Raw genomic sequence first — 23663 nt, 5'->3', positions numbered from 1 at the left:
GTCAATGTGTGGCAGTCGCCAGCTCGGGGTTGCCGGCCTGGCGAAATGTAATCAATGTGATCAGCAGCGCGAGCACCGCCAGGGCAGCCGCTGCGAGTGGCACGCTGGTGAGGCCAAAGCCGTGGGCAATGACGCTGCCCCCAACCCAGGCACCCAGTGCGTTGCCAATGTTGAAAGCGCCAATATTCAGGGTCGATACCAGGTTGGGCGCGGCTTTGCCGAAGGTCACAACGTTCACTTGCAGGGCAGGCACGGCAGCAAACGCTGCAGTGGCCCAGAGGAACAGCGTGATCTCAGTCGGGATCACGGCTACGGCGGTCCAGCTCAATGCAGTTGAAATGACTGCCATTGCGATAAATACGCCGATCAAGGTCGCAGCCAAACGCTTGTCTGCCAGTTTGCCGCCGATAATGTTACCCACCGTCAGGCCCAGGCCGATCAACAGCAACGTCCAGGTCACGCCTTTGGGCGACACCCCTGTCACATCGCCAAGCAAGGGGGCGACATAGGTGAACAGGGTGAACATCGACGCAGAAAACAACGCGGTCATACTCAACGACAGCCAGATGCCTGCGCCTTTTAGCGCTGCCAATTCAGCACGCATGTCGAGCTTCTCTTCGTCGCGTTTGGCAGGCAAAAAGCGGATCAGGCCGATTAGCGCTACAACACCAATAACGGTCACTGCAAAGAAAGTCGATCGCCAGCCCGCTGCTTGCCCCAGCGCAGTACCCAGCGGCACGCCCAGTACGTTGGCCAAGGTCAGGCCGGTAAACATCAATGCCACTGCCGAAGCGCGTTTGTTGGCGGGCACCAGGCCAGCAGCGACCACGGAGCCAATCCCGAAAAACGCACCGTGACACAGAGCAGTGACGACGCGTGCAAACATGAGCACGTTGTAATCACTGGCCAGTGCGCAGAGCAGGTTGCCAATGATGAAAATCACCATCAATGCAACAAGGGCGGCCTTGCGCGGCAGTTTTGCAGTTGCCAGCGCCATGAAGGGAGCACCGATAGCCACGCCCAACGCATAACCGGTTACCAGCCAGCCCGCTCCGGGAATAGAGACACCAAGATCAGCTGCGACATCGGGCAGCAAACCCATGATGACGAATTCCGTGGTGCCGATGGCAAAAGCGCTGAGCGCCAGAATAAGTAGCGAGAGGGGCATGAATATCCTTGTTAAAGCTCTTGGCTCAATGTGGCGAGAAACGCTTGAATGGTTTCTTCGTTACGTTTAAAAAAATGCCACTGACCTACCTTCTGGCTGCTGATCAGGCCAGCGCGCTGGAGGGTGGCCAGGTGGGCGGACACCGTGGATTGCGACAGGCCCAGGCATTGGTCGAACTGCCCGGCGCAGACACCGTGTTCGGTGCTGTGAAGCTGGTCCGGAAATTCGGTTTTAGGGTCTTTGAGTAAACGGATGATTTCTCGGCGTACTGGGTGTGCCAGCGCTTTTATTATTTCGTCGAGGTCGATCGGCATGGTGGCAGTGCTCAATGAAGTGCAGCGTTATATCGCGATGAGGCGAACTTTAAATCGTTATATCGCGATATACAAATATGAAATCGATCTGAGGTCAGCTCGAATCGGTATATCGGGTTATAACGATATTGGAGTGGCAGTGCTAAACTGCGCGGCATGAATTATCTCGCACATCTGCACCTCGGCGGCCAGCGGCCTGAAGAATTGCTCGGTAGTCTTTATGGCGACTTCGTCAAAGGCCGCTTGCAAGGTGAATACAGCCCAGTCATTGAATCAGCGATACAGCTGCACCGCAGCATCGATGTATTCACTGACGCCCATCCTTTAGTCGATCAATCCCTGTCTCGCTTTAGCCATACCCGCCGTCGCTATGCGGGCATTGTGCTGGATGTTTTTTTCGATCATTGCCTGGCGCGGGACTGGGCGTTCTACGCCGAGGTCCCATTAGAGCGTTTTACTTCAGGTTTTTACCGCGTGCTGGAGGCACAACCGCAATTGCCCAAGCGCTTGGCTGCAATCGCGCCCCACATGGCTGCGCATGACTGGCTGGGTTCGTATCGGCAGTTTTCGGTTCTGGAGCGAGTGTTCAACGGGATTGCGCGGCGTCTGTCGAAGCCTGAGGAGCTGGCGGGGGCCATGCAGGATTTGCGGGTTCTGTATGAACCCCTCAGTGAGGATTTTCGAGCTTTTTATCCGCAATTGCAGGCGTTTGCCGCCTCTCAGCTGACCGCCATAGGTGAGCCTGCAGGAAATGCAGGCTCTTCTTCTTAAGCGTTCTGAAGGCTGAGCCCATCATCCAGAGGCTCTTTAGTAGAGGTTGTTGATCCTGTTAAAGCCTGTTTTATGGCTTCTTGTGCCCTATGGGCGAGCACAGCTCGGGATTGGTGTTGGCTGTCGATCGGTTCAAGCAGATGGATTTCTACGCTGGCTTGACGGTGAGCACACAAGCGCAGCAGGTGTGACAGCAAATCGTCATCACCTATAAAGGGTGCAACCCGGTCATTCTCGCCATCGCGTAAATAGCGAATGGCGACGGGTTGTATGTGCACTTGGCTTTCAGTGGCTGCCGACAATAACCGACCATGAAATGTGCGCACTGAGCGCCCGTCGGTGGTGGTGCCTTCGGGGAACATCAGCAGGGGTAGTTGTTGTTGCAGATGGCGCTTCATCTGATCGCGTATGTGATGACTCTCGCCCGCACCTCTGCGAATAAAAAGGCTCCCGGCCTTGGCTGCCAGCCAGCCTGCTACAGGCCATGAACGCACTTCTGCCTTGGATAGAAAAGACACTGGCGTCAGTTGCCCGAGCAGCGCAATGTCGGTCCACGATACGTGGTTACTGACCCATAGCATGGGGGTTACTGGCAGTTCGCCCACTAGCGTGATGCGAAAGGGCAGGGCATTGCTCAGGCGAGCCATAAAGAACTGTGACCATCGTTGCCGCAGCGCCGGCGTCTTGCTCGGCCGCACATGCGCCAGCAGCCCAAAGATGCAAGCCATGCCCAATCCCAACACTACAACGCCCAGAACCCGTGTGAGCCGAGTGTATTGACGCAGGCGGTTCATTACATCGCCGCCTTGAAGTGACGCGCGTAACGCGGGCACAACTCGTCACGTTTGAGCAGAATAAATACATCGGCGACCTGAAAGTCTTCATCCCAGCAGGGCTCGCCGCAAATTTTTGCGCCCAGACGCATGTAGGCTTTGAGTAAGGGCGGCATTTCGGTGATCACGTTGGCCGGTATATCCAGTGGCGGCAACGGCTTTTTCGGCTGTGCGTGCAAATGCTCGGTGCATAAATACCGCTCCCGCAGTCGTTGCATGATGGCCTGGGCCTGCATGCCGCCGTCTTGCATCGGGATGCTTGCGCAGCCCATCAGGTAGCGATAGTCACCTTGATTGAGGACTTCAGCCAGTTCCCCCCAGAGCACGGCGATAGTGCCACCATTACGGTAAGCAGGATCGACACAGGTTCGACCAATCTCAAGCACCGGTCCTTTTAAGTGAGCAAGACCGTTAAGGTTGAACTCTTGCTCACTGTAAAAGTTGCCCACCCTCTGTGCTGCTTCATGATCCAGCAAGCGAGTGGTGGCGACCAATTGGCCGCTATTGAGGTCGCGCACACCGATGTGGGCGCAATGAGCGTCGTAAGTGTCGATGTCCAACCCAGGCACGGCACTTTTGAGGGCTGCCTTCAGTTCCCCACTGAATACACGAAAGCGCAGGGCTTGAGCTTCACGCACAGCGTTGCAGGTGGTCAGGCGTTCTGCCTGCAAGCGTCGTTCTGGGGACGTGGCGCGAATACGGGCGATCTGAGACATTGCGAATCTCCGTGCATGCTTTTTGCCCGCTTTGGGTTTCTGCCAATCGACTGAGGTGTGCAACTTCAAGCTAGGCAGGCGCAATGTCATCAGCATGACGCAGAGATGACGCTTGTATGACAGAGGTTACGCAAACACGTGCAGGTTGAACTGTGGGTATGCGTCAGCGTCATAGGGCAGTGTTAGAAAATTCTGCCCATACTGTGATCTCAGGGTAATGTTCGCCCACGTTTAACTGCCGATGAGTTTTTATGTTTAAAACGCTCCTATCTTCTATGTGTGCCTTGTTGCTGACGCTCGGGGTGAGCCTGTCGGCTCAAGCCAGCTGGTACCTTGACGGAGAGTCGTCGCGGCTGTCTTTCATTACGACGCAGAATGCGAACGTCTCCAATCTTCATCGTTTTCTGGTGTTGCACGGCAAAGTAGAGCGCAATGGCCGTGCGCAATTGCGTATCGAAATGGATTCATTCAATAGCGCAGTGCCTTTGCGCGATGAGCGCATGCGCGACGTGTTATTTGATTTCAAGCACTTCCCGGAAGCGCAGGTCACCACCCAGATTGATTTGCAGCCTATTAATGATTTGGCCAACGGGGCACAACTGGAGTTGCACCTTCCTGTTACGGTCAGCTTGCGAGGCAAGCAACACACCTATGAAGCCCAATTGCTGGCTACCCGTCTCGATGAGCGCCGCTTTCAAGTGGTGACCCTTGAGCCGTTGATGCTTCAGGCTGAAGATTTTGGTTTGCAACCAGAGCTTGAGGCGTTGCGCAAAATAGCGGGTTTGTCGGCCATCAGTTTTTCGGTACCGGTGGGTGCGGTACTGATCTTTACGGCGCGCTGACATGGCGGGCGCAGTGTTCCCGTGGCGTGGTGCCAATCAATTTGATTTGCTGATTGACGGGTCTGAATTTTTCCCTCGAATGTTGGCTGCTATAGATCAGGCGCAAGCCCATGTTGATCTGGAGCTGTATCTGGTTGAGGCAGGTCGTTGCGCAGAAGCCATTGTTCAGGCGCTGGAGCAGGCTGCCCGGCGTGAAGTGAGAGTGCGCTGCTTGTTTGATGGCTATGGTTGCCTGGCATTTACCATGGGGCTGCGTCGTCGCTTGACGGATGCAGGCGTAGAACTGCGTTTTTACAATCCCCTGAGCTGGCGCCGAGGGGTAAACAACCTCTATCGCGATCATCGCAAGTTGTTGCTGGTAGACCAGAAGTTGGCGGTGGTCGGTGGCACGGGCGTTACGGATGAATTCTGGCAGCCTGACGACAACAGATGCGAGTGGCATGAGGTAATGGTTGCGATTAAGGGCCCCTTGGTTCAAGACTGGCAGATGCTGTTCGATCGTCAATGGCGCGCCAATATAAGTCGTAAGGCGTGGCGGCCAGCCACTCACTTTGGCTTGCCGCGTTTGCCGAGCGCACCTCGGGAGCGCGAGGGCATGGGGCGTGTGGCCTATGCCGATGCGCATCAACACCGCGATATCCTGCACTCGCTGATACAAGCTATCAACGGTGCAAAGGAGCGCATCTGGTTGGCGACCCCGTATTTTCTGCCTACATGGGGCGTGCGCCGCTCTTTGCGGCGTGCAGCCAGTCGAGGGGTGGATGTGCGGCTGTTATTGACTGGTCCACGCACTGATCATCCGTCTGTACGTTATGCGGGGCACCGGTATTACCCTCGGCTACTTAAGTCAGGCGTACAAATATTCGAATATCAGCCGTGTTTTTTGCATCTGAAGATGGTCTTGGTCGACGACTGGGTCAGTCTGGGCTCTTGCAATTTTGACCATTGGAATTTGCGCTTCAACCTTGAGGCCAATCTTGAAGCACTCGATCCTGTGTTGACGCAGGCCGTGGTCGTCAGTTTTGTGAACGATTTTAGTCAAAGCCAGCCAATCAGTTTGCAAGCCTGGCAAACAAGGCCGCTGTGGGGGCGAGTCAAACAGCGAATTTGGGGGTGGGTGGATCGTCTGGTGGTGAATATTCTGGGTCGTCGACAATAAGCCTTAAGTGTTCTGGCTTCTTTTTAGGCATCAACGCAGACATTTGCTCAACATGCGGTTACATAGTTTGGCAGAACGTGCAAAATCGAGCGCACCTTGCAAGCGCTGGAGAGTGGCAGGGATGATCTCAAGGAGCATTTTGCATGACTGCATCGCTATTAATCGCTGTACTGGCATCTGGCTTTATTTATGGCATCACTCCGGGGCCTGGAGTGTTGGCGGTCTTTGGTATTGGAGCCGCTCGCGGGCGGCGTGCCGGAGCCGGTTTTTTATGCGGGCATTTGCTGGGCGATGTGTTGTGGTGCAGTACCGCATTGATTGCCATCGTGGGCGCGCGTGAATTTGGCAGTACCACTTTCAATGTGCTTGGCTTAATCAGTGGGCTTTATCTGTTTTGGTTAGGGCTGCGTGCAGTGCGTGCTCAACACAGCAGTGGCGGCCAGCAAGGACCGTCTCGTCAACCCTTTGCCCACGGAGTGGTCTTTGGCCTGACCAACCCTAAAGCCTATCCGGTTGCAGTGGCTACGTTTACTGCGCTGCTTTCCAGTCGAGCACAACTTTTGACTTGGGATATGTTGCCGTGGCTCATTGCGTTGAGTTTTGTGGGCGGCGCGGCTGCTTACCTGATTTTGATCGGTGTTGTAGGTGCGGGGCACGTCCGTGCGGTGTATCAGCGCCATGAGGTACTGATTACCCGGTTGTGCGGGGTTATGTTTATCGGTTTTGCTATCAGTGCGTTGATGCACGCTTTGCCCGGCTTGCTGTACGCGGTTCGGTGAAACGGCGACTCGTTTGTGGCTCGTTTTAGGCTGAAAGTTAACAATGTAAAATCTTGAGGCGCCAGGTTGGCTATGGACTTAAAAGGATATCTGTCTCAAGTCAGTTTTATTGACCTGTTACTCGATGCTATATGCGTGGTCGACCGTAATGGTCGCTTTGTATATGTCAGTGCGGCTTGCGAGCGTATTTTCGGTTACGAGCAAGATGAACTGATTGGTCAGCCCGTCATGGCGCTTGTACATCCAGCTGATCGTGCCCGTACATTGCAGGCTGCCGCTGAGATCATGGCCGGCGAACCCAAGTTTAACTTTGAAAACCGATATGTGCGCAAGGATGGTCGTGTGGTGCATATTTCGTGGTCTGCACGCTGGTCGCAGACCTATCAGTTGCGTGTGGCCGTGGCTCGCGACATTACTGAGCGAAAGAATGCCGAGTTGCGCCAGCAGGCTATTTTTGCGATCTCAGAAGCTGCTCACGGGGCCGAAGATTTGCTTGAGTTGTTCAAGTGCGTCCATATGCTCATCGGGCAGTGGCTCCCGGCCTTGAACTTTTCAGTAGCACTCTGTGATCAGGATCAGGGCACGATAAGTTTTCCTTATCACATTGATGACCATAAGCACCTGCAACTCACTGAAGTCCGTGTGTTAAGTGAGGAAGTCATCCGCAGTGGCCAGGCCGTGTTGCGCTGCGGCGAAGCCTCCAGTTCGTGGTTGTGTGTGCCGCTGGTTACCCCCAGTGGCATTATTGGGGCGTTGGTAGTCAAAAGCTCCTTGGGTGATGAACGCTACAGTGAATCCCATAAAGAGCTTTTGCAGTTCGTATCGACCCAGGTGGCAGCCGCGATTGAGCGAAAACAGCTCATTAACAGGCTGCAGTTTTTGGCTCAATACGATGCATTGACTCAGTTGCCTAACCGAGAGTTTTTTTATGAGCGCCTGAAGAGTGCGCTAGCCCGAGCACAGAGGGAACAGGCGTGCTTGGCGGTACTTTTTATCGATCTGGATCACTTCAAGGCCGTCAATGATAACTATGGGCATGCTATCGGTGATGCGTTATTGCAGCAGATTGCCCAGCGTTTGAAGCAGAGCGTACGTGAAAGTGACACGGTGGCAAGGATGAGTGGCGATGAGTTTGTTTTGATACTGGAAAGCCTCAGGCAGCCTGAAGACGCTTCGATTGTCGCCGAGAAAATACGCCAAAATCTTAGTCAGCCATTACTGATTGAAGGGCAAACACTCAGCATATTCCCCAGTATTGGGTTCGCGGTGTATCCCGATCATGGAGAGCAATTCCGGCAGCTGTTGTGTCATGCAGACACGGCGATGTACAGGGATAAAAAGCTGAGGCGTTGAGCAGGCTGGAGTGGCAATGGATGCCGGAGGTTGAGTGTTGCAGATGCCCACCACTAAAGGTTTCTTAGGGGTTAAAGCCATAAAGAAGTGGAGCGGGTAGAGGGAATCGAACCCTCAACTAAAGCTTGGGAAGCTTTCGTTTTGCCACTAAACTATACCCGCTTGAAGCGGCTGACTTTGTACCAGAAGTCAGAGCATATGAGAAGTTTTTATTCTGGTAATGAGTCATTTACAGGCATTTCGAGAGCGTCAGCTCGAACATTGACTTTATCAAGTTGACCACAGAGCAGGAGGCTCTCTCCTGGAGCAGCCCTCATTGGGTTTAAAACTGTGCGATTTCTTCAGCGGTGAGTGCCCGGTATTGCCCAGGTGCCAGTCGGCTGTCCAGTACCAATGGGCCTATGCTTTCACGGTGCAGATGAACGACTTTGTTATTGAAAAAACCAAACATGCGTTTGACCTGATGATAGCGACCCTCAACGATGCTCAAACGAGCACTGTGCGGCGTCAGCAATTGGAGCTGTGCGGGCAGGGTTGTTAGATCTTCATAGGCGAAATAGACGCCCTCGTAGAACTTTGCAATGTATTCGACACCTATAGGCTGCTCGGTCTCGACGTAGTACACCTTGGGCATTTTGGTGTCGGGTTGGGTCAGGCGTCGCGACCAGTGCCCGTCGTTGGTAATCAGCATCAATCCACTGGTATTAAAATCCAGGCGGCCAGCGATATGCAGCTCTTGCTTGTCAGGTTCATTGAGCAAATCAAGAACGGTTGGATGCTCAGGGTCTTGAGTAGCACTGACACAGCCGGGCGGCTTATGCAGCATGAAGTAACGCGCAGACTTGCCAGCTTGCAAGATTTGCCCGTCGTACTCGATACGACAGAAAGGTCTGATGTCATGGTGTGGATCGCTAACGATCCGCCCATCGACCTTGATACGTTGTTCAGCAAGTGCCAGCCGAGCTTGTGCACGGTTGAATTGGGGCAAGTTGCTCAGAAAGCGGTCTACACGCATAGCGATCAATCATTTGAGATTCAAGCGAGTATCTTACGCGAGGCCTTGAGGGGGCGCAGACGGTAATTGCCTTTGTACATCTGCGCAGCGCGGGCAGAGGCAGGTGACGTTTAGCTGCTCGACTGGCAGCGCTTTCAGGCGTTCCGGATTTATGCTGACGTTGAAGCACCAGCAAGGATGAGCAGCCAGGTCGGGACTTGCCAGTGCGCAATCATTTCGCGCCCCGCATACGGGGCAAAGGGAGGGGGATATCATGGCAGTCAGTCCGGTGGTCAGTTCGCAGGCGTGAGTTTTATTGTATGCGTCGTGTGCCGCGTGTGAGTCAATATCTTTGAAATCAGGCAGGTTGATCAGGCTGCAGCATGAATGCATTGGCACGCAGGGGCGATGACTAATGTGCTCATTCATAGCCATTTCCGTACAGATCAATTGACAAGCGTGTTGAGCTTTTTTAGTGTCCGCTCCATTGATTCTCAGGGTGTACCCATGACGTCGGATGACCGTATAAAACTTGAGCCAGTCTGGAAACAGGCTTTGCGTGATGAATTTGAAAAGCCTTATATGGGCTTGTTGCGCGAGTTTTTGCGTCAAGAGCATGCAGCGGGAAAAGAAATTTATCCCCCAGGGCCGCTTATTTTCAATGCGCTTAATTTGACGCCTCTGGATGACGTCAAAGTAGTCATTCTTGGGCAGGATCCCTATCACGGTCCAGGCCAGGCGCACGGGCTGTGTTTTTCAGTTCCACCGGGTGTTCCAGTACCGCCTTCGTTGGTCAATATTTATAAAGAGCTCAAGCGTGATCTGAATATCGATATTGCCCCTCATGGTTGCTTGCAACACTGGGCAACGCAGGGGGTTTTATTGCTCAATACGACGATGACGGTAGAGCGCGCCAATGCCGCTTCCCACGCTAAAAAAGGCTGGGAGCACTTTACGGATCAAATTATTAAGGTCGTAAGTGAGCATCAGGAAAAGTTGGTCTTTTTGCTATGGGGCGCCCATGCACAAAGCAAACAGAAACTGATAGATGCGACCAAGCATCTGGTGCTCACGTCAGTGCATCCATCGCCGCTTTCCGCGTATCGCGGGTTTATAGGGAATGGACACTTTAGTCGAACTAACAAGTTTCTTGAGCAGAATGGTTTGACCCCTATCGACTGGAAATTACCCGTCGATTAAGTGTGAGTTGTCATCGGCATGCGTGGTGTGCAGGGTAAGCCAAAGGCCTTGGTTTTTTGCACACCAGGTAAGACTGCCTGGTGTGAGGTGGGAACGTTATTTAAGTTAAACGAGTCGCAGTCGACAATTATCCAGAGTGTCTATCAGGTTTTCTGCAATAACAGCAACTGGGACGGCCCACGTCATACTGCTGCAAGGATCAGTGATAACTGCAAGCGTATCGCTACTGGCGCTTAAGTCCAGGCGTTGTCGCTCATGGACGATTTTCAAATCACTGTAGGCAAGGCTGGTCAGTTTCTGCGCAACGGAACGGCTAATTCCATAACTTGAGCTCAAATGATTAACCGTGTTGCAAAAAAGTACCTGGTCGTTTCCTATGTGTCGAACGTGGTGGCGCTGTAAGAACGCAAGCGCAGATTGTTGGATATGTTCATATCTATTAATGTCTGAATGGTTATATGTCATAACCTCACCCCTGCGGCTTCTTCGACAGGTTGTGTGGAGGGCAGTGCAGCCTGACGCAGTTCCCTGTTAACGCAGGGAAGATGAACGTTGGGGTTTGGCATGCCACTGGGAGAGAGCTCATGGGTCATTTCAAACTCGGCCCTGACAGACCAGCCGCAGGCTTCTGTGGTGCATTGTAAATAGGCCACGCGTAAGAAAATATGCCGACCCTCGCTCGTGCGAATACGCATTTTGCTTAGGCAGTGCGGACAAACCATTTTGTAGGTACTCATGATTGACTCCAATTGAACTAGCGTTGAGTGCTTATTTAAATAAGCAAATTAATTTCAAAAAAAGACCAATCCGTTGATCCTGCCTCGGTTCAGGTGTATTAGGTTTAGGCGCGCTTTACGTGATAAGTACGCCGTTTTGACTTTTCGTGTAAGGAAAATGGTAATGGCTTAGGGTATTCTTCGCGTATTTTGAGATTATTGGATGTTTCCCAGGTTTGTATTTTCTTTTCGGCTTTTTTATCGTTGACGTATCAAGTTGCATATCGACGGTCTTAAAACTATTCATTAAGCGTAAATTCTGCCGAAAAACTCAGTAAAGTCAAATTGGAATAATTCAAAGTGAGTAACAAAAAATCTATTGAAATACTCGAAAGATTGAAAAAAATAATTCAGGTGAAGACCGATGTTGGTCTTTCTGAAGCCCTTGGCGTAAGCCCCCAGACACTTAGTAGCTGGAAAGGGCGCGACAGCATTCCCTACTCCATATGCATAGACTTAGCCCGGGAGCGTGGTGTATCTCTTGATTGGTTATTGGCCGGACGAGGCGATATGTTCTTGTCATTACATTCTGACCCTCTCAGTGCCACCCATACCCTCGCGGCTCATGAACAAAAGATGTTGGTGATGTTTCGCGTTCTAGAGGCTTCGGATCAGCGCAATATTTATAAGCTTGTTGAGGATAAGCGTCACCTTCAGGAGTTAACCAATCGCGTTGAGGAGTTGTCTGCGCGCTTAGAGATTTTAATAAGTCACGCGTAACTTATTTGGGGCCCTTGAAGCGACGCAAGATATCTGATATGTCGGTTACGATCACCCATTTCATTATTTTTATGCTGATGGGTATAACGACCAACGCGCAAAAAAAAGCGGTAGCACCTGCCGAAAAACCCGTCAGGTGTGGCAGCACAACAGGTGTAAATAAATAACCGACACAGGCGCTCAGAAGAAATGACCCGAGTTGCTGCCAAGCCTTCATGCCTCGACGGGTACCTGCCGCCACCCAGGCTCCCAGGCAGGCTCCAAATATCACTTCGTTATCGATAATGGTGACGAAAATGCTCAGTGTTGCATCAAGTAACCAGTGATGAGTGAGGTCGACTATTTCAATCGTCATAATGTCGCGCCTCACCCGTTGAAAGGCTTTTTTCTCTAAACGGGTCAGGCGGGCAAGGTCGTCCGCACTCTGCCACTCTTACCAACTGGTAGAGTTCGCTGGCCGTGGCTGTTTCAATGGCATTGAAATAATGGGTGACGAGTATTGAGCAATTATTGACGGTGGGTGCGGGTACGTCATTTAAATGCCGGTAGCCCTGTTGGCGTAATTTGAAACGCCAGGTGGCCAGCAGTCGATGAATTTTTGAAGTGGCACCCATCATTGCTACTTTAAGCCGCGCCTCACTAATAGTTGAGCTTAATGTAAGTACTCGCCGTAACTCTGCCACATCAATGGCTGGCCAGAACGTATCATCATCGAGGTAGTGAGAGGAGGGCGTGACAGCTGTATGTAGGGTCATGGCAATGTCCGTTGGCTACGTTTGCAAGTCCCGGTCAGGGCAGTAGAGGCATGCCGTATTTAATGGCCTTTAGTACGGCAGCATGGCGTGACGTAACGCCAAATTTGACCCGCAAGTTGGCAATGTGGAAGTTGATCGTTGTTTCAGATCTATTCAATATGATTGCCATTTCAGCACTGGTTTTACCCAGGGCGCACCAGCCAAGTATTTCTTGTTCTTTTTGAGTGAGCCTTGGCATCAATGGTTGAGAGGAGTGGGCTATAGGCGTGCTGCCAGACTCTTTTGGGTGTGAGAAGTATTTCATATGTATCCTTTGCTTCAGCCGTTGTGTAGAGCATGAAAGCTCTGGAGCTTTAAAAATAATCGCTCTTATGGCGCGTCAACAACGAAGCAAGGTTGTAGGAACGGCATTCACATTTTGAGAATTTTCCTACAGATAAGTGGCGGGTTTATCGGGAGTCGGCTCGCACCCAGTATTTAAATAAGGGCTCTGCCAGAAACAACACGAAGAGCAAGCGCATGACCTGCAAGGCTGTGACCAAAGGAACTGAAAGTTGCAGCATTTCTGCAGTCAGGCTCATTTCAGCAATGCCACCCGGCATCATGCCGAGTGTCATGGAGCGCAAATCCAGTTGGGTCAGGCTGCTTAAACCGACTGCGCACAGACCCGCTATCAGCATAGTCATAGCGGTGCCCAATAAAGTACGGCCTATGAACGAAGGTGCCCTACGGAAAAAAGCCCTGTTGAAGTGGCAGCCCAGTCCACTGCCTATCAGCCACTGGGCCATTTGGCTGCTGCCCTCGGGCAGGCCGATATGTAAATCCAACGCAATGCTGACACTGGCGCTGACCAAAAGCGGGCCGAATAACCAAGGATTGGGTTGGTGCAAGCGCTGCCATATCCAGGCCATGAGCGCGCCCGCTGGGAACAACAGGGGTAGCCAGTAGACATTGACCGGTGCGCTTTGCAGAGCAGGGACTCCGTCACCGAGCAAGTACTTGAAAGCCGCTGGAATGCAGAGCACAACCGTCAGCACTCGCAAGCTCTGCCCTGCGGCGACACGGCTTAATACGGCGCCATTGCGCGCACCGAGATTGACCATTTCGCCTGAGCCACCGGGCATGCTGGAGAAGAATGCAGTTGCACGGTCTTCACCACTTCGGCGCATCAGCCACACACTTATAAGGCTCGACGCGCTTGTAAGCAGCGCGCCGATAAAGATCAGCCCAAAATGCGCCAGCACTTGCTCCATGACCACCGGAGTGAAGTGCAAGCCAATAGCAATGCCGACAATCCATTGTCCGCATTTACGCCCGCCTGGAATCTCCTCCAATTGCCAGGGCGTCAGGCAACGTACGAGGATGATGGCAAGCAAGGAGCCAACCATCCAGGGCAATGGCCAGCCGATCAGACTGGCGAGATAGCCGCCCGCCAGTCCTGTCAGGGGCGTCCCCCACCAGCGCTTGAACCCGTATTCAGGCATGGGTCAACGCACGACGTTGCTTGCTGCGTTTACGCCAGATTCGGATCAAAGGCATCAACAGCATGATGATGGTCAGCGCCCAGACGCCCATGGTGATAGGGCTGGCCCACAGGATTTCCAGCGCACCGTTGGATATGGACAATGCCCGGCGCAGGTTCTGTTCCATCAAGCCACCCAGAATAAAGCCCAACAGTACGGGCGAAAGAGGGAAGTCGAGTTTGCGCAGGATGTATCCAAAGATGCCAATACCGATCATCAGGAACAGATCGAAGGTGGTGGCGTGTACGGCATAGACGCCAATGGCCGTGATGATCGCAATCACCGGAACCAGCGCCCAATTGGGGACGGACAGGATACGGGTGAATATGCGAATCATCGGGATGTTGAGGATCACCAGCATAATATTGGCAACGAACAATGACGCGATCAGGCCCCATACGATGTCGGGTTGCTGTTGAAATAACAGCGGGCCGGGAGTGATGTTGTACAGCGACAGGGCGCCAATCATCACCGCCGTAGTACCTGACCCTGGGACACCTAGCGTCAGCATGGGCACCAACGCACCGCAGGCCGAAGCGCCAATGGCGGTTTCGGGGGCGGCCAGGCCGCGCATGTCGCCTTGACCAAAGGTGCCTGATGCCCCGGCCAGACGTTTTTCAGTCATGTAAGCCACGGCACTTGCCAGGGTTGCTCCTGCGCCCGGCAGTACACCCATGATGAACCCGAGCAAACCGCAACGGATATTCACGACAAAGACTGAAGACGCTTCCTTGAAGTTGAACAGCATGCGGCCTGACGCTTTTACGGCTTCCTGACCGCGATGGGTTTTTTCCAGCAGCAACAGAATTTCACTGATCGAAAACAACCCCAGTACCAGCACGACAAACTGGATGCCATCAGTTAAATGGATATTGTCCCCTGTAAAACGGTAGACGCCGCTGTTCGCATCTATTCCCACTGCCGACAAGAACAAGCCGATCAAGGCGGCGATAAAGGTTTTGAGTGGACGATCTCCTGCCATGCCGCCTAAGCACACAATGGCAAATACCATGAGTACGAAATATTCTGCCGGGCCGAAGGCTATCGCCCATTTGGCCAGCAGGGGAGCAAAGAGCACCATGCCGCAGGTAGCAATAAAGGCGCCAATGAATGAGCTCCAGGCTGAAAGTGAAAGCGCCACACCTGCCAACCCTTTGCGGGCCATCGGATAACCGTCGAGGGTGGTCATCACAGTCGATGCTTCGCCGGGTATGTTCAGCAAGATTGAACTGATACGCCCGCCGTATTCGCACCCCAGATACACGGCAGCCAGCAAAATAAGGGCGGACTCGGGGGGTAAGCCCAGGGCAAATGCGATTGGAATCAACAGCGCGACGCCGTTGATTGGCCCAAGTCCGGGCAGTAAGCCGACAACGGTGCCAATTAACGTGCCGCATAGAGCGGTAATCAGGTTGTAAGGACTGAGCGCGACCCCGAAGCCTTGACCTAAATAGCTGAACGTATCCATATCAGTTCTCCAGAATGTCGAGCACACCCAGCGGCAGGTGAACTTCCATTGCTTTATCAAACAGCAGATAGAGGCCAATGCTGACCAAGCTGATAATCACGATGCTGGATAACCAGCGGCCGCCATACAGGCGTGCCATCGGGATGCCGATCAATAGGCTGCTGAGGATAAAACCCAGGGGTTCGAAGGTGCCGGCGAACACCAGCAGCAGTAAGACGCACAGAGCAATCTTGGTCAGGGTTTGGCGATCGAGTTTTGGGTCTTCTTCGCTATGCACCACAGGAGATGGTCGCAAGATCATGTAGATCAAACCCACTCCCATCAGCGCAAGCATCAGTAAGGGGAAGGCCCGAGGCCCGACAGGTTCGTAAGAAAAGGCGGCCTGATAGGGCCATGCCATCGCTGCCAGTCCCGCGCAGACGAGCAGCAGCGCCGCAGCAAAAATGCGTTGTAAGAGCATGGTGCACTCCAGGGCTGCGCCGCATTGAAAAAAGGGCGCAGCCTGCGATCAGCGAAGGTTACTGAATCAGGCCAAATTCTTTGGCCAGCGTTTTGTAATCTGCGACCTGTTTCTTTATGTAGGTATCCAGCTCTGGGCCGGTCATGGCAAAGGGAAACAGTTCGCGCTGATCGCGCAGTTTGGCGAAGTCTTCGGAGGCCAACAGGGTGTCGAAAGAGGCTTTCCACCACGCGTAGTCTTCATCGCTGACTTTTGGGCCGAGATAGAAGCCGCGGACCACCGGCCATACGATGTCGTAGCCTTGTTCTTTGGCTGTTGGAATGTCTTTCATGTCCGGCTCATCCAGACGGTCCTGCGAGAACACCGCCAAGATGCGCATGTCACCGCTCTGGATATGGGGCATGGAGTCGGAGATGTCAGTGCTGCCTACCTGAATGTGGCCCCCTAGCAACGCAGTGGCAATTTCGCCGCCACCTTCAAGTGCTACATAGCGCAAGTCGCGAGGGTTGATACCGGCTGCTTTGGCGATCAATGCCGTTTGCATCCAGTCTTGACTGCCCACGGTGCCGCCGGAACCTATCACCACTTTGCCCGGGTCTTTTTTAAGGGCTTGGACCAGATCGTCGAGGTTTTTGTAGGGGGAGTCGCTTTTAACTGCGATGGCTCCGTAGCTTGTGCCGATGGCTGCAAGCCAACGTACGGCGTTTTCATCGAAGCGACCGAACTTGCCTTGTGCAAGGTTTAGCAGAGAACCGCTGGACCACGCCACGAGCGTGCCCGCATCGCCTGGGCGTTGCGCAACGACGGCGTTATAGGCCACCGCGCCAACGCCTCCGGGCATGTACGTCACACGCATCGGTTTGCTCAACAGTTTTTCATTGACCAGGGCGCTTTGCGCCAATTTGCAGGTCAAGTCAAAACCACCGCCTGGTGAGGCCGGGGCGATGCATTCCGGGCGTTTAGGTTCAGCCATTAATTGGCCAGCGAGCAGCATGCAGCTGGCAGCAAGAGCTACAGAGCGCAGTGAAAGATTCATGTTGTCTCCACAGGAGTTGTTATTTTTAGGGGGGCAAAGAGGGTACTGGTCGGCCAAAACGCTGGCGTCAGGGATCGCTCATTCAAGAGAGCAAGGTCAGGGCGATATCAGCGATAGAGCGATAGGGGCAAAGGTATGGGCGCGCAATACGGGCTTGAACATATGAGGTGCTCCGTTTTTATTCTTATTCGTCGAAAACGCTTCGAGGCGTTTTTCTGGTCGCAACAGTGACTGGGTGTGAAATTGTGACTGTTGGTTTCTTGATCCTATTCCCCCAACCTTTCACTAACCTTTCAGGGTAGTGCACTGTTTTTTGCCCTTCACAAGCGCCTCAGCGTCTGTACACTCCGTGCACAAAAATAATGAGGCAAATCCCATGCGTGTTCTGTTGGTCGAAGACCAGTTGCAGTTGGCCGAGAGTGTGGCTCAAGCCCTTAAAACACAGGGCCTGACCGTGGATGTGCTGCACGATGGGGTGGCTGCCGACCTGGCGTTGAGCAGTGAAGAATATGCGGTGGTTATCCTTGATGTCGGACTGCCACGTATGGACGGTTTTGAGGTGCTTGCACGTATGCGGGCGCGCGGCAAGAACCTCCCTGTATTAATGCTGACAGCGCGCAGTGACGTACGTGACCGGGTTCACGGGTTGAATCTGGGCGCCGATGATTATTTGGCCAAGCCGTTTGAGTTGACCGAGCTGGAAGCACGAGTCAAAGCCTTGCTGCGGCGCAGCGTGTTAGGTGGCGAGCGTCTACAGGAGTGTGGTGCGCTGATCTACGACCTGGGTACGCGACGTTTTAGCCTGGGGGGTGAAATGCTCAATCTCACCTCGCGTGAGCAGGCCGTGCTGGAGGCCTTGATCGCAAGGCCCGGCAGAGTGATGAGCAAAGAGCAATTAGCCGCGCAGGTCTTTGGCCTGGATGAAGAGGCGAGTTCCGACGCCATCGAGATTTACATACACCGCCTGCGAAAAAAGCTGGATGGTCATTGCGTGGCCATTGTGACGTTCCGGGGCTTGGGCTACTTACTTGAAGGTCGCGATGCATAAGCTCGACAGCTTGCGCTGGCGCTTGCTGTGGAACCTGACATTAATGCTGGTGGTGTTGATGCTGGCCAGTGGTTTAAGTGCGTATTACAACGGCCGTGAGGCCGCTGATACCGCGTATGACCGAACCTTGCTGGCGTCTGCTCGCACTATTGCTGCTGGCCTTTCGCAGCGCGATGGCAGCTTGAGCGCCGATGTTCCTTATGTAGCCCTCGATACGTTTGCCTACGACAGTGCAGGCCGTATCTACTATCAGGTCAATGATATTCATCAGCGCCTTATTTCCGGCTATGAAAACCTTCCTGCGCCCCCCCCCGGCACGCCCCGCACCGATGACTATCCGGCCTTGGCGAGTTTTTATAATGGTCAGTATCAAGGTCAGAATGTGCGCGTGGTGAGTCTGCTCAAAGCGGTAAGCGAGCCGAACATGAACGGCATGGCTGAAATTCGAGTGGCCGAAACCGATGAGGCGCGTGTGTCCATGGCGCGCAGCTTGATGGCTGATACGTTACTGCGTCTGGGCATGCTGGGGCTGGGCGCACTACTGGTTGTATGGTTGGCCGTCAGCGCTGCCTTACGACCGCTGGAACGCTTGCGGCGTGCCGTCGAAGAGCGTGAGCCGGATGACCTCAGGCCGTTGCCGCGAGTGGCGGTGCAACGTGAGTTGCGGCCTTTGGTACAAGCGCTCAACCACTTTACCGAGCGTTTACGTGGGCAGTTTGAACGTCAGTCGCAATTTATTGCTGACGCGGCACACGAGCTGCGCACGCCTTTAGCTGTCATCAAAGCCCGCCTTGAATTGGGTTTGCGCGCCAATGATCCTGCGACCTGGCGCAGTACGCTTGAACAGGCTGTGCAAGGGACAGATCGATTGACCCATTTGGCCAATCAATTACTGTCACTGGCTCGAATCGAGAATGGTGCGCGAGCGATAGCTGAAGGGGGCGCGCAAAGGCTCGACCTCAGTCAACTGGCTAGAGAGCTGGGCATGGCTATGGCTCCTTTGGCGCATGCGCGAGGAGTTGCGTTGGCACTTGAGGCCGATCAACCGGTCTGGTTACGCGGCGAGCCGACATTGCTCAGTGAGTTATTGAATAATTTGCTCGACAACGCGATGGCGCATACGCCCATAGGCGGCAATGTGATCTTGCGGGTCACACCGCAAGCGGTGCTGGAGGTCGAGGATGACGGGGTAGGGATTCCCTTTGAAGACCGCGAACGTGTGTTCGAGCGTTTTTATCGACGTAACCAGCAAGTCGCCGGGTCGGGCTTGGGGTTGGCGATTGTGGGTGAAATTTGTCGCGCGCATCGGGCGCGCATCACCCTGCATGACGGCGCACAAGGCGGGTTGAAAGTACGCGTCAGTTTTGCCCCGTTGAGCGGTGGGCGGGGCGGTGAAGCTGGTGAAGAAAGGTAAACCCTACGGCCAGCCTTAAATAAACATCCCGCGTGCGGTGTTTAATTCGCTCAGCAATTTTGGGCTGTCGGCCTCTATTCCCAATTTTAAAAACGCAGGCAGGGCGTTCAGTTCTTGTCTAAGTACCGTCTCGCCATGTTGAGAACAGATGACCGTCGCAATTTGCACCAGATCGATATAGTCAAGGTGTGCTGAGTTTCGACTGAAGTCGAGGTATTGGCCGGGTAGCTTTACCAGCATTTCCGGAAACTCCCAGCCGGCGAGCAATTTGTCCCCGATCAGCGGGTGGATGCATTCAATGACGTGATTGAGTGAAACCGGGTCTGATAGCAATTCGTTGTGGTCTTCGGCATAGGTCAGAATCGGCAGCACGCCGATTTGATGAACCAGCCCGCCGAGTGCGGCCTGGTCAGGTTTGAGCGAGGTGTAGCGCCGACACAGGGTGTAGCAAATACCTGCAACTTCCAGGCTTTTGCGCCAGACATCCCGCATTTTTCGTTCGACCACTTCCGAGCGGGCATGGAAGATTTGCTCCATGACCAGCCCGATGGCCAAATTGCTACTGTAGTTGACGCCCAGGCGGGTGATGGCAGTGTGCAGGTCAGTCACCTCATACAGGGCTCTCAACAAGGGGCTGTTGACGACTTTAATCAGCCGCGCACTCAATGCGGTATCACGACCGATGACTTTGCTCAGATGACTGACGCTGATTTCAGGATTTTCTGCAGCCTTGCGAATATTTAACGCCACTTCCGGTAGCGTCGGCAAAACCAGGTCATCTTTATCGATGGCCTTAATCAAGTCCATTTGGACTTTGTGCGCCAACATGCTCATTTCTGTTCTCTACCGTACCGCGATTCAAAGTGTGGCAATTAGCGCTGGATCTCGCGATCGCGGTCTAGTGTGTAGGGCAAGTCAAGCACCGTCAGCTTGGGACCTTGTGCCTCAGCCACATGAATTTCGCCTGCTTCAACTGCATCAGCGGTCAGGACGGCGAGCAACTCGATGCCTTCTTCTGCGTACGCGGCAATGACCACTTCGCCTACGGCACTGCTGTGACCGGGGGCAAACAGGGGGGTTCCAGGGAGTGGCAGTTCGGTGGCGCCGAGCGACAGGCGGTACAAGCGGCGCTTGAGCTTGCCCAGATATTGCATGCGCGCGACTATTTCCTGGCCGGTGTAACAGCCTTTTTTGAAGCTGACCCCGCCCACCGCTTGAAGGTTGAGCATTTGTGGAATGAACAGCTCTCGGGTTTCACCCATGACCTGACCAATACCGTCGCGAATTTGTCCGAGCAGCCATTGATTGAGATCGGCTTCACTCAGTTGCGTTTTGAGACGCTGCGAAAGGTCTTCGGACTGCTCTGCAGGGGCCCATAATTCAGCCCGTTCATGGGATACGCGAATGGCAATCAGACCATCTGCCCTGGCTACACTGTCAGTCTCTGCAGGCAAATGTATACCCAGACTGTTCAGCGCCGCGTCACCTTTGTAGAGGCCGAAACGCGCCCAGTGGGCACTGTCGTCGGTCAGTTTTGATTTGGAGAATACGGCGTATTTTTTCAGGTCTGCCAACTGAGGTTCAACCAGTTCGCGCGCCATCGCCAGCAAGCAACCTTCAGGCTCAAGGACGATGCGAAAGCTGGACTGCATCCGGCCTTTTTGCGTGCAGCGGGCACCCAGACTGGAGTGGGTTTCACTCAAGTAATTGAGGTTACAGGTCAATTGGCCCTGCAAGAACTTGCTGGCGTCGGTGCCGATAACAGCGAGAACGCCTTCGTGAGACAGGGTGCAGAAAAAAGCAGAGTCGGCCATGGGTCATCGCAGGTAATAAAGTCTGAGGCACATCATAGAGGGGCGATCTGCAAATGGGTAGTTCGCAAGGATCAACGAGCAGCGACCAAAGCCGACTGTTCTAGAGTGGATCGGCCTGTATACTTGCGCTCTATTTGTTGAGGAACGCTCCATGGTCGAAGATGTTGAACTCAATCGTCTCTACTGGCACAGCCGCCGCGGCATGCTTGAACTTGACGTTCTGCTGGTGCCTTTCGTCAAGGAAGTGTATGCCACCCTTAATGATGTTGACCGCGAATGCTATCGCAAGCTGCTTGAGTGTGAAGACCAGGACATGTTCGGCTGGTTTATGGAGCGCTCGGAGTCCGAGGACCCAGAGTTGCAGCGCATGGTTCGCATGATTTTGGACCGTGTCCAGCCCAAGTAATTACTTCGAATGCCGCTGGCAGGCCTCCGGGCAGTTGCTGGCGGCGTATCTTGCAGCCCAGTTACTGGCGCTGATCGCAATCGGTCTTCTCGCTATTCCCGTCTGGGCGCGCCTCCTTGGCGCAGTGTTGTGCCTGTTGCATGGGCTCTGGACTGTGCCCAGGCATATCACGCTGACCCACTCGAGGGCGTTCAGTGCAATGCGTCGCGATGCACAGGGTTGGCAATTGTGGAGTCGTGGCAAGGGTTGGCAAGCCATGCAGCTGCGTCGCGACAGCCTTGCGTTGCCTTTTGTGGTGATTGTGCGCTTCAGATTGAGCGGCGAGCGGCGTATTCGGGCCGTGTGCATTCCCCACAACGCGCTGGCGCCGGATCAGCACCGGCGTTTGCGCGTAAGACTCAAGTTCAGCCGGCGTAGGTGGTTGGCACCAGAATAGTATCGAGCGCTTCGGGCAGCATGTGCGGGTAGTCGAGGGTGTAGTGAAGGCCCCGTGATTCCTTTCTCGCCATTGCGCTGCGGATCATCAACTCTGCAACTTGTGCCAGGTTACGCAGTTCGATCAGGTCGCGGCTGACCTTATAGTTGCTGTAGAACTCGTCAATCTCGTCCAGTAACAGGCGCACACGATGCTGCGCGCGTTGCAGGCGCTTATTCGTTCGCACGATACCCACGTAGTCCCACATGAAACGGCGTAACTCATCCCAGTTGTGGGCAATGATCACGTCTTCGTCCGAGTCCGTGACCTGGCTGGCATCCCAGCTTGGCAACGCTGACGGGATGGTGATGCGTTGCAATTGGGAAAGGATGTCTTGGGAGGCAGACCGTGCGTAAACGAAGCATTCAAGCAGTGAGTTGCTGGCCATTCGATTGGCACCGTGCAAGCCGGTAAAACTGGTTTCACCAATGGCATACAACCCCGGCACATCGGTGCGGCCATGGCCGTCGACCATCACACCGCCACAGGTGTAGTGCGCCGCAGGCACCACCGGAATCGCCTCTTGGGTGATATCGATCGAGAATTCCAGACAGCGCTCATACACGGTCGGAAAGTGGGTTTTGATAAACGTGCTGGGTTGATGGCTGATATCCAGATACACGCAGTCAATGCCCAGACGCTTCATTTCGTGGTCAATGGCGCGGGCAACAATATCGCGTGGGGCCAATTCTCCTCGCGGATCGAAGCGGTGCATAAAACGCTCGCCGTTGGGCAATTTGAGGTGAGCACCTTCGCCACGCAGGGCTTCGGTGATCAAAAAGCTTTTTGCTTGAGGGTGGTACAGGCACGTGGGATGGAACTGATTGAACTCCAGGTTGGCCACGCGACAACCCGAACGCCATGCCATAGCGATGCCATCACCGCAGGCCCCATCGGGATTGCTGGTGTACAGGTACACCTTGGCGGCGCCGCCCGTTGCCAGTACGGTGAAGCGTGAACCAAAGGTGTCGACTTCGCCGCTCGTGCGGTTTAGCACGTAAGCGCCCAGGCAACGATCACCTTCAATACCCAGTCGCGGTTCGGTAATCAGGTCAACGGCCACGCGCTGTTCGAGCAACTCAATATTGGGTCGCAGGCGCGCCTGATCGAGCAGGGTTTTGAAAATCGCTGCGCCGGTTGCATCGGCGGCGTGGATAATTCGCCGATGACTGTGGCCACCTTCGCGGGTGAGATGGAACTCAAAACCCGGATGATCGGGGTCGGCAGGTTCGTCACGGGTAAACGGCACACCTTGATCGATCAGCCACTGAATCGCCTCGCGGCTGTGCTCGACGGTGAAGCGAACCGCATCTTCATGGCACAGTCCGCCTCCGGCGTTAAGCGTGTCTTCGACATGCGACTGTACGGTGTCGGTATCGTCCAGCACGGCAGCTACGCCGCCTTGCGCCCAAAATGTCGAGCCATTGGCCAGATCGCCTTTGCTCAGCACCGCAATGCGCAGGTGTTCCGGCAATGTCAGGGCAAGGCTCAAACCGGCAGCGCCGCTGCCAATCACCAGCACATCATGTTGAAAATGTTGGCTCATTCTTCTGACATCCGCAAAAAAAGCGCCCACTAGTATATAGAGGGGGGGATCGGCACAATAGCCGGGCCTTGGTGGCATTTGGAAAGTACAGCG

At 54.1% G+C, this 23663-nt stretch carries 28 protein-coding genes and 1 tRNA gene; 11 read left to right on the top strand and 18 right to left on the bottom strand.

Translation table 11 applies throughout. The features are described from left to right. Window position 1 precedes the first annotated feature (1 nt). Window positions 2-1168 (bottom strand): MFS transporter, encoded by a 1167-nt coding sequence (locus FJD38_RS10595; RefSeq protein WP_122781879.1) that lies wholly within the window; start codon window positions 1166-1168, stop codon window positions 2-4. A gap of 11 nt (window positions 1169-1179) precedes the next feature. Further along, a complete protein-coding gene (locus FJD38_RS10590; protein WP_122781880.1) occupies window positions 1180-1482 on the bottom strand; it encodes an ArsR/SmtB family transcription factor in 303 nt (100 codons plus the stop codon). Between the two features lie 156 nt (window positions 1483-1638). On the opposite strand from FJD38_RS10590, the gene FJD38_RS10585 reads away from it, so the two are divergent. Then, entirely contained in the window at window positions 1639-2253 is a 615-nt protein-coding gene (locus tag FJD38_RS10585) for an acyl carrier protein phosphodiesterase (RefSeq protein ID WP_146385258.1), read from the top strand. Here FJD38_RS10585 and FJD38_RS10580 read toward each other — a convergent pair. Both FJD38_RS10580 and olsB read right to left on the bottom strand, forming a co-directional pair. Further along, window positions 2250-3047: a lysophospholipid acyltransferase family protein gene (locus tag FJD38_RS10580; RefSeq protein WP_146385256.1), complete on the bottom strand. Its 798-nt coding sequence runs from the start codon at window positions 3045-3047 to the stop codon at window positions 2250-2252. The genes FJD38_RS10585 and FJD38_RS10580 overlap by 4 nt on opposite strands. Beyond that, window positions 3047-3802 carry an L-ornithine N(alpha)-acyltransferase gene (gene olsB / locus FJD38_RS10575; protein ID WP_146385254.1) on the bottom strand — a complete coding sequence of 252 codons (756 nt, stop codon included), beginning with the start codon at window positions 3800-3802 and terminating at the stop codon, window positions 3047-3049. The genes FJD38_RS10580 and olsB overlap by 1 nt, the downstream gene beginning before the upstream one ends. Before the next feature lie 251 nt (window positions 3803-4053). Here olsB and FJD38_RS10570 point away from each other — a divergent pair, with 251 nt between their 5' ends. The 4 genes from FJD38_RS10570 to FJD38_RS10555 all read left to right on the top strand — a co-directional run bounded on the left by FJD38_RS10570 (window position 4054) and on the right by FJD38_RS10555 (window position 7935). Next, the gene (locus FJD38_RS10570) at window positions 4054-4644 is read left to right on the top strand and encodes a YceI family protein (protein WP_146385252.1); all 591 of its coding nucleotides are present in this window, start codon (window positions 4054-4056) and stop codon (window positions 4642-4644) included. A 1-nt stretch (window position 4645) separates the two neighbouring features. After that, entirely contained in the window at window positions 4646-5803 is a 1158-nt protein-coding gene (locus tag FJD38_RS10565) for a phospholipase D-like domain-containing protein (RefSeq protein WP_122781885.1), read from the top strand. Window positions 5804-5946: 143 nt separating this feature from the next. Next, the gene (locus tag FJD38_RS10560; protein ID WP_146385250.1) at window positions 5947-6582 is read left to right on the top strand and encodes a LysE family translocator; all 636 of its coding nucleotides are present in this window, start codon (window positions 5947-5949) and stop codon (window positions 6580-6582) included. Between the two features lie 72 nt (window positions 6583-6654). Further along, the gene (locus FJD38_RS10555) at window positions 6655-7935 is read left to right on the top strand and encodes a diguanylate cyclase domain-containing protein (protein ID WP_146385248.1); all 1281 of its coding nucleotides are present in this window, start codon (window positions 6655-6657) and stop codon (window positions 7933-7935) included. A gap of 88 nt (window positions 7936-8023) precedes the next feature. On the opposite strand, the gene FJD38_RS10550 is transcribed toward FJD38_RS10555, so the two are convergent. The 3 genes from FJD38_RS10550 to FJD38_RS10540 all read right to left on the bottom strand — a co-directional run bounded on the left by FJD38_RS10550 (window position 8024) and on the right by FJD38_RS10540 (window position 9205). After that, window positions 8024-8097 (bottom strand) — tRNA-Gly (locus tag FJD38_RS10550). A gap of 160 nt (window positions 8098-8257) precedes the next feature. Next, entirely contained in the window at window positions 8258-8950 is a 693-nt protein-coding gene (locus tag FJD38_RS10545) for a pseudouridine synthase (RefSeq protein ID WP_122781888.1), read from the bottom strand. 33 nt (window positions 8951-8983) lie between these two features. After that, a complete protein-coding gene (locus FJD38_RS10540) occupies window positions 8984-9205 on the bottom strand; it encodes a cysteine-rich CWC family protein (RefSeq protein ID WP_146385526.1) in 222 nt (73 codons plus the stop codon). A gap of 231 nt (window positions 9206-9436) precedes the next feature. On the opposite strand from FJD38_RS10540, the gene ung reads away from it, so the two are divergent. Then, window positions 9437-10129 carry a uracil-DNA glycosylase gene (gene ung, locus FJD38_RS10535; protein ID WP_122781925.1) on the top strand — a complete coding sequence of 231 codons (693 nt, stop codon included), beginning with the start codon at window positions 9437-9439 and terminating at the stop codon, window positions 10127-10129. Between the two features lie 461 nt (window positions 10130-10590). Here ung and FJD38_RS10525 read toward each other — a convergent pair whose 3' ends face one another. Beyond that, a complete protein-coding gene (locus FJD38_RS10525) occupies window positions 10591-10866 on the bottom strand; it encodes an Ogr/Delta-like zinc finger protein (protein WP_122781890.1) in 276 nt (91 codons plus the stop codon). Window positions 10867-11205: 339 nt separating this feature from the next. Between FJD38_RS10525 and FJD38_RS10520 the strand changes: the two genes are divergently transcribed. Continuing rightward, window positions 11206-11625: a helix-turn-helix domain-containing protein gene (locus FJD38_RS10520; RefSeq protein WP_122781891.1), complete on the top strand. Its 420-nt coding sequence runs from the start codon at window positions 11206-11208 to the stop codon at window positions 11623-11625. A gap of 1 nt (window position 11626) precedes the next feature. Here FJD38_RS10520 and FJD38_RS10515 read toward each other — a convergent pair whose 3' ends face one another. The 7 genes from FJD38_RS10515 to FJD38_RS10485 all read right to left on the bottom strand — a co-directional run bounded on the left by FJD38_RS10515 (window position 11627) and on the right by FJD38_RS10485 (window position 16867). Beyond that, window positions 11627-11980, bottom strand: coding sequence for a putative holin (locus FJD38_RS10515; RefSeq protein ID WP_122781892.1), 354 nt, complete (start codon window positions 11978-11980; stop codon window positions 11627-11629). Next, window positions 11970-12380: a head completion/stabilization protein gene (locus FJD38_RS10510; protein ID WP_146385247.1), complete on the bottom strand. Its 411-nt coding sequence runs from the start codon at window positions 12378-12380 to the stop codon at window positions 11970-11972. The genes FJD38_RS10515 and FJD38_RS10510 overlap by 11 nt, the downstream gene beginning before the upstream one ends. Before the next feature lie 34 nt (window positions 12381-12414). After that, window positions 12415-12684 carry a response regulator transcription factor gene (locus FJD38_RS10505; protein WP_233609091.1) on the bottom strand — a complete coding sequence of 90 codons (270 nt, stop codon included), beginning with the start codon at window positions 12682-12684 and terminating at the stop codon, window positions 12415-12417. 145 nt (window positions 12685-12829) lie between these two features. Then, entirely contained in the window at window positions 12830-13864 is a 1035-nt protein-coding gene (locus FJD38_RS10500; protein ID WP_146385245.1) for an AbrB family transcriptional regulator, read from the bottom strand. Beyond that, window positions 13857-15371 (bottom strand): tripartite tricarboxylate transporter permease, encoded by a 1515-nt coding sequence (locus FJD38_RS10495; RefSeq protein WP_122781895.1) that lies wholly within the window; start codon window positions 15369-15371, stop codon window positions 13857-13859. Before FJD38_RS10495 ends, FJD38_RS10500 begins: the two co-directional genes overlap by 8 nt. Window position 15372: 1 nt before the next feature. Beyond that, on the bottom strand, window positions 15373-15831 hold the full coding sequence (locus FJD38_RS10490) for a tripartite tricarboxylate transporter TctB family protein (RefSeq protein ID WP_122781896.1): 459 nt from the start codon (window positions 15829-15831) through the stop codon (window positions 15373-15375). Window positions 15832-15889: 58 nt separating this feature from the next. Continuing rightward, window positions 15890-16867 (bottom strand): Bug family tripartite tricarboxylate transporter substrate binding protein, encoded by a 978-nt coding sequence (locus tag FJD38_RS10485; RefSeq protein WP_122781897.1) that lies wholly within the window; start codon window positions 16865-16867, stop codon window positions 15890-15892. Window positions 16868-17243: 376 nt separating this feature from the next. On the opposite strand from FJD38_RS10485, the gene FJD38_RS10480 reads away from it, so the two are divergent. Both FJD38_RS10480 and FJD38_RS10475 read left to right on the top strand, forming a co-directional pair. Next, window positions 17244-17915: a response regulator gene (locus tag FJD38_RS10480; protein WP_122781898.1), complete on the top strand. Its 672-nt coding sequence runs from the start codon at window positions 17244-17246 to the stop codon at window positions 17913-17915. After that, window positions 17908-19329, top strand: a complete 1422-nt coding sequence (locus FJD38_RS10475) for a sensor histidine kinase (RefSeq protein ID WP_146385243.1) — start codon at window positions 17908-17910, stop codon at window positions 19327-19329. Before FJD38_RS10480 ends, FJD38_RS10475 begins: the two co-directional genes overlap by 8 nt. Before the next feature lie 15 nt (window positions 19330-19344). On the opposite strand, the gene FJD38_RS10470 is transcribed toward FJD38_RS10475, so the two are convergent. Both FJD38_RS10470 and ygfZ read right to left on the bottom strand, forming a co-directional pair. After that, complete coding sequence (locus FJD38_RS10470; RefSeq protein WP_146385241.1) at window positions 19345-20163, bottom strand: HDOD domain-containing protein; 819 nt, start codon at window positions 20161-20163, stop codon at window positions 19345-19347. Window positions 20164-20201: 38 nt separating this feature from the next. Beyond that, window positions 20202-21143 carry a CAF17-like 4Fe-4S cluster assembly/insertion protein YgfZ gene (ygfZ, locus tag FJD38_RS10465; protein WP_122781901.1) on the bottom strand — a complete coding sequence of 314 codons (942 nt, stop codon included), beginning with the start codon at window positions 21141-21143 and terminating at the stop codon, window positions 20202-20204. Between the two features lie 151 nt (window positions 21144-21294). Here ygfZ and FJD38_RS10460 point away from each other — a divergent pair, with 151 nt between their 5' ends. Continuing rightward, entirely contained in the window at window positions 21295-21549 is a 255-nt protein-coding gene (locus FJD38_RS10460) for an FAD assembly factor SdhE (protein WP_048363403.1), read from the top strand. Beyond that, window positions 21533-21985: a protein YgfX gene (locus FJD38_RS10455; RefSeq protein WP_122781902.1), complete on the top strand. Its 453-nt coding sequence runs from the start codon at window positions 21533-21535 to the stop codon at window positions 21983-21985. Before FJD38_RS10460 ends, FJD38_RS10455 begins: the two co-directional genes overlap by 17 nt. Here FJD38_RS10455 and nadB read toward each other — a convergent pair. Next, the gene (nadB, locus tag FJD38_RS10450; protein ID WP_122781903.1) at window positions 21954-23570 is read right to left on the bottom strand and encodes an L-aspartate oxidase; all 1617 of its coding nucleotides are present in this window, start codon (window positions 23568-23570) and stop codon (window positions 21954-21956) included. The two genes, FJD38_RS10455 and nadB, sit on opposite strands and share 32 nt — an antisense overlap. Window positions 23571-23663 lie beyond the last annotated feature (93 nt).

It is taken from the genome of Pseudomonas saxonica (genome assembly GCF_007858365.1).
Classification (GTDB): domain Bacteria; phylum Pseudomonadota; class Gammaproteobacteria; order Pseudomonadales; family Pseudomonadaceae; genus Aquipseudomonas; species Aquipseudomonas saxonica.
Note: the sequence above shows the minus strand (reverse complement) of the source record. Positions and strands in the feature narration are given on the sequence as shown.

What these genes read in the sequence shown, in the direction of transcription:
- FJD38_RS10595 (WP_122781879.1), bottom strand. Translation starts at nt 1,168, where the DNA reads ATGCCCCTCTCGCTACTTATTCTGGCGCTCAGCGCTTTTGCCATCGGC.
- FJD38_RS10590 (WP_122781880.1), bottom strand. Translation starts at nt 1,482, where the DNA reads ATGCCGATCGACCTCGACGAAATAATAAAAGCGCTGGCACACCCAGTA.
- FJD38_RS10585 (WP_146385258.1), top strand. Translation starts at nt 1,639, where the DNA reads ATGAATTATCTCGCACATCTGCACCTCGGCGGCCAGCGGCCTGAAGAA.
- FJD38_RS10580 (WP_146385256.1), bottom strand. Translation starts at nt 3,047, where the DNA reads ATGAACCGCCTGCGTCAATACACTCGGCTCACACGGGTTCTGGGCGTT.
- olsB (WP_146385254.1), bottom strand. Translation starts at nt 3,802, where the DNA reads ATGTCTCAGATCGCCCGTATTCGCGCCACGTCCCCAGAACGACGCTTG.
- FJD38_RS10570 (WP_146385252.1), top strand. Translation starts at nt 4,054, where the DNA reads ATGTTTAAAACGCTCCTATCTTCTATGTGTGCCTTGTTGCTGACGCTC.
- FJD38_RS10565 (WP_122781885.1), top strand. Translation starts at nt 4,646, where the DNA reads ATGGCGGGCGCAGTGTTCCCGTGGCGTGGTGCCAATCAATTTGATTTG.
- FJD38_RS10560 (WP_146385250.1), top strand. Translation starts at nt 5,947, where the DNA reads ATGACTGCATCGCTATTAATCGCTGTACTGGCATCTGGCTTTATTTAT.
- FJD38_RS10555 (WP_146385248.1), top strand. Translation starts at nt 6,655, where the DNA reads ATGGACTTAAAAGGATATCTGTCTCAAGTCAGTTTTATTGACCTGTTA.
- FJD38_RS10545 (WP_122781888.1), bottom strand. Translation starts at nt 8,950, where the DNA reads ATGCGTGTAGACCGCTTTCTGAGCAACTTGCCCCAATTCAACCGTGCA.
- FJD38_RS10540 (WP_146385526.1), bottom strand. Translation starts at nt 9,205, where the DNA reads ATGATATCCCCCTCCCTTTGCCCCGTATGCGGGGCGCGAAATGATTGC.
- ung (WP_122781925.1), top strand. Translation starts at nt 9,437, where the DNA reads ATGACGTCGGATGACCGTATAAAACTTGAGCCAGTCTGGAAACAGGCT.
- FJD38_RS10525 (WP_122781890.1), bottom strand. Translation starts at nt 10,866, where the DNA reads ATGAGTACCTACAAAATGGTTTGTCCGCACTGCCTAAGCAAAATGCGT.
- FJD38_RS10515 (WP_122781892.1), bottom strand. Translation starts at nt 11,980, where the DNA reads ATGACGATTGAAATAGTCGACCTCACTCATCACTGGTTACTTGATGCA.
- FJD38_RS10510 (WP_146385247.1), bottom strand. Translation starts at nt 12,380, where the DNA reads ATGACCCTACATACAGCTGTCACGCCCTCCTCTCACTACCTCGATGAT.
- FJD38_RS10505 (WP_233609091.1), bottom strand. Translation starts at nt 12,684, where the DNA reads ATGAAATACTTCTCACACCCAAAAGAGTCTGGCAGCACGCCTATAGCC.
- FJD38_RS10500 (WP_146385245.1), bottom strand. Translation starts at nt 13,864, where the DNA reads ATGCCTGAATACGGGTTCAAGCGCTGGTGGGGGACGCCCCTGACAGGA.
- FJD38_RS10495 (WP_122781895.1), bottom strand. Translation starts at nt 15,371, where the DNA reads ATGGATACGTTCAGCTATTTAGGTCAAGGCTTCGGGGTCGCGCTCAGT.
- FJD38_RS10490 (WP_122781896.1), bottom strand. Translation starts at nt 15,831, where the DNA reads ATGCTCTTACAACGCATTTTTGCTGCGGCGCTGCTGCTCGTCTGCGCG.
- FJD38_RS10485 (WP_122781897.1), bottom strand. Translation starts at nt 16,867, where the DNA reads ATGAATCTTTCACTGCGCTCTGTAGCTCTTGCTGCCAGCTGCATGCTG.
- FJD38_RS10480 (WP_122781898.1), top strand. Translation starts at nt 17,244, where the DNA reads ATGCGTGTTCTGTTGGTCGAAGACCAGTTGCAGTTGGCCGAGAGTGTG.
- FJD38_RS10475 (WP_146385243.1), top strand. Translation starts at nt 17,908, where the DNA reads ATGCATAAGCTCGACAGCTTGCGCTGGCGCTTGCTGTGGAACCTGACA.
- FJD38_RS10470 (WP_146385241.1), bottom strand. Translation starts at nt 20,163, where the DNA reads ATGAGCATGTTGGCGCACAAAGTCCAAATGGACTTGATTAAGGCCATC.
- ygfZ (WP_122781901.1), bottom strand. Translation starts at nt 21,143, where the DNA reads ATGGCCGACTCTGCTTTTTTCTGCACCCTGTCTCACGAAGGCGTTCTC.
- FJD38_RS10460 (WP_048363403.1), top strand. Translation starts at nt 21,295, where the DNA reads ATGGTCGAAGATGTTGAACTCAATCGTCTCTACTGGCACAGCCGCCGC.
- nadB (WP_122781903.1), bottom strand. Translation starts at nt 23,570, where the DNA reads ATGAGCCAACATTTTCAACATGATGTGCTGGTGATTGGCAGCGGCGCT.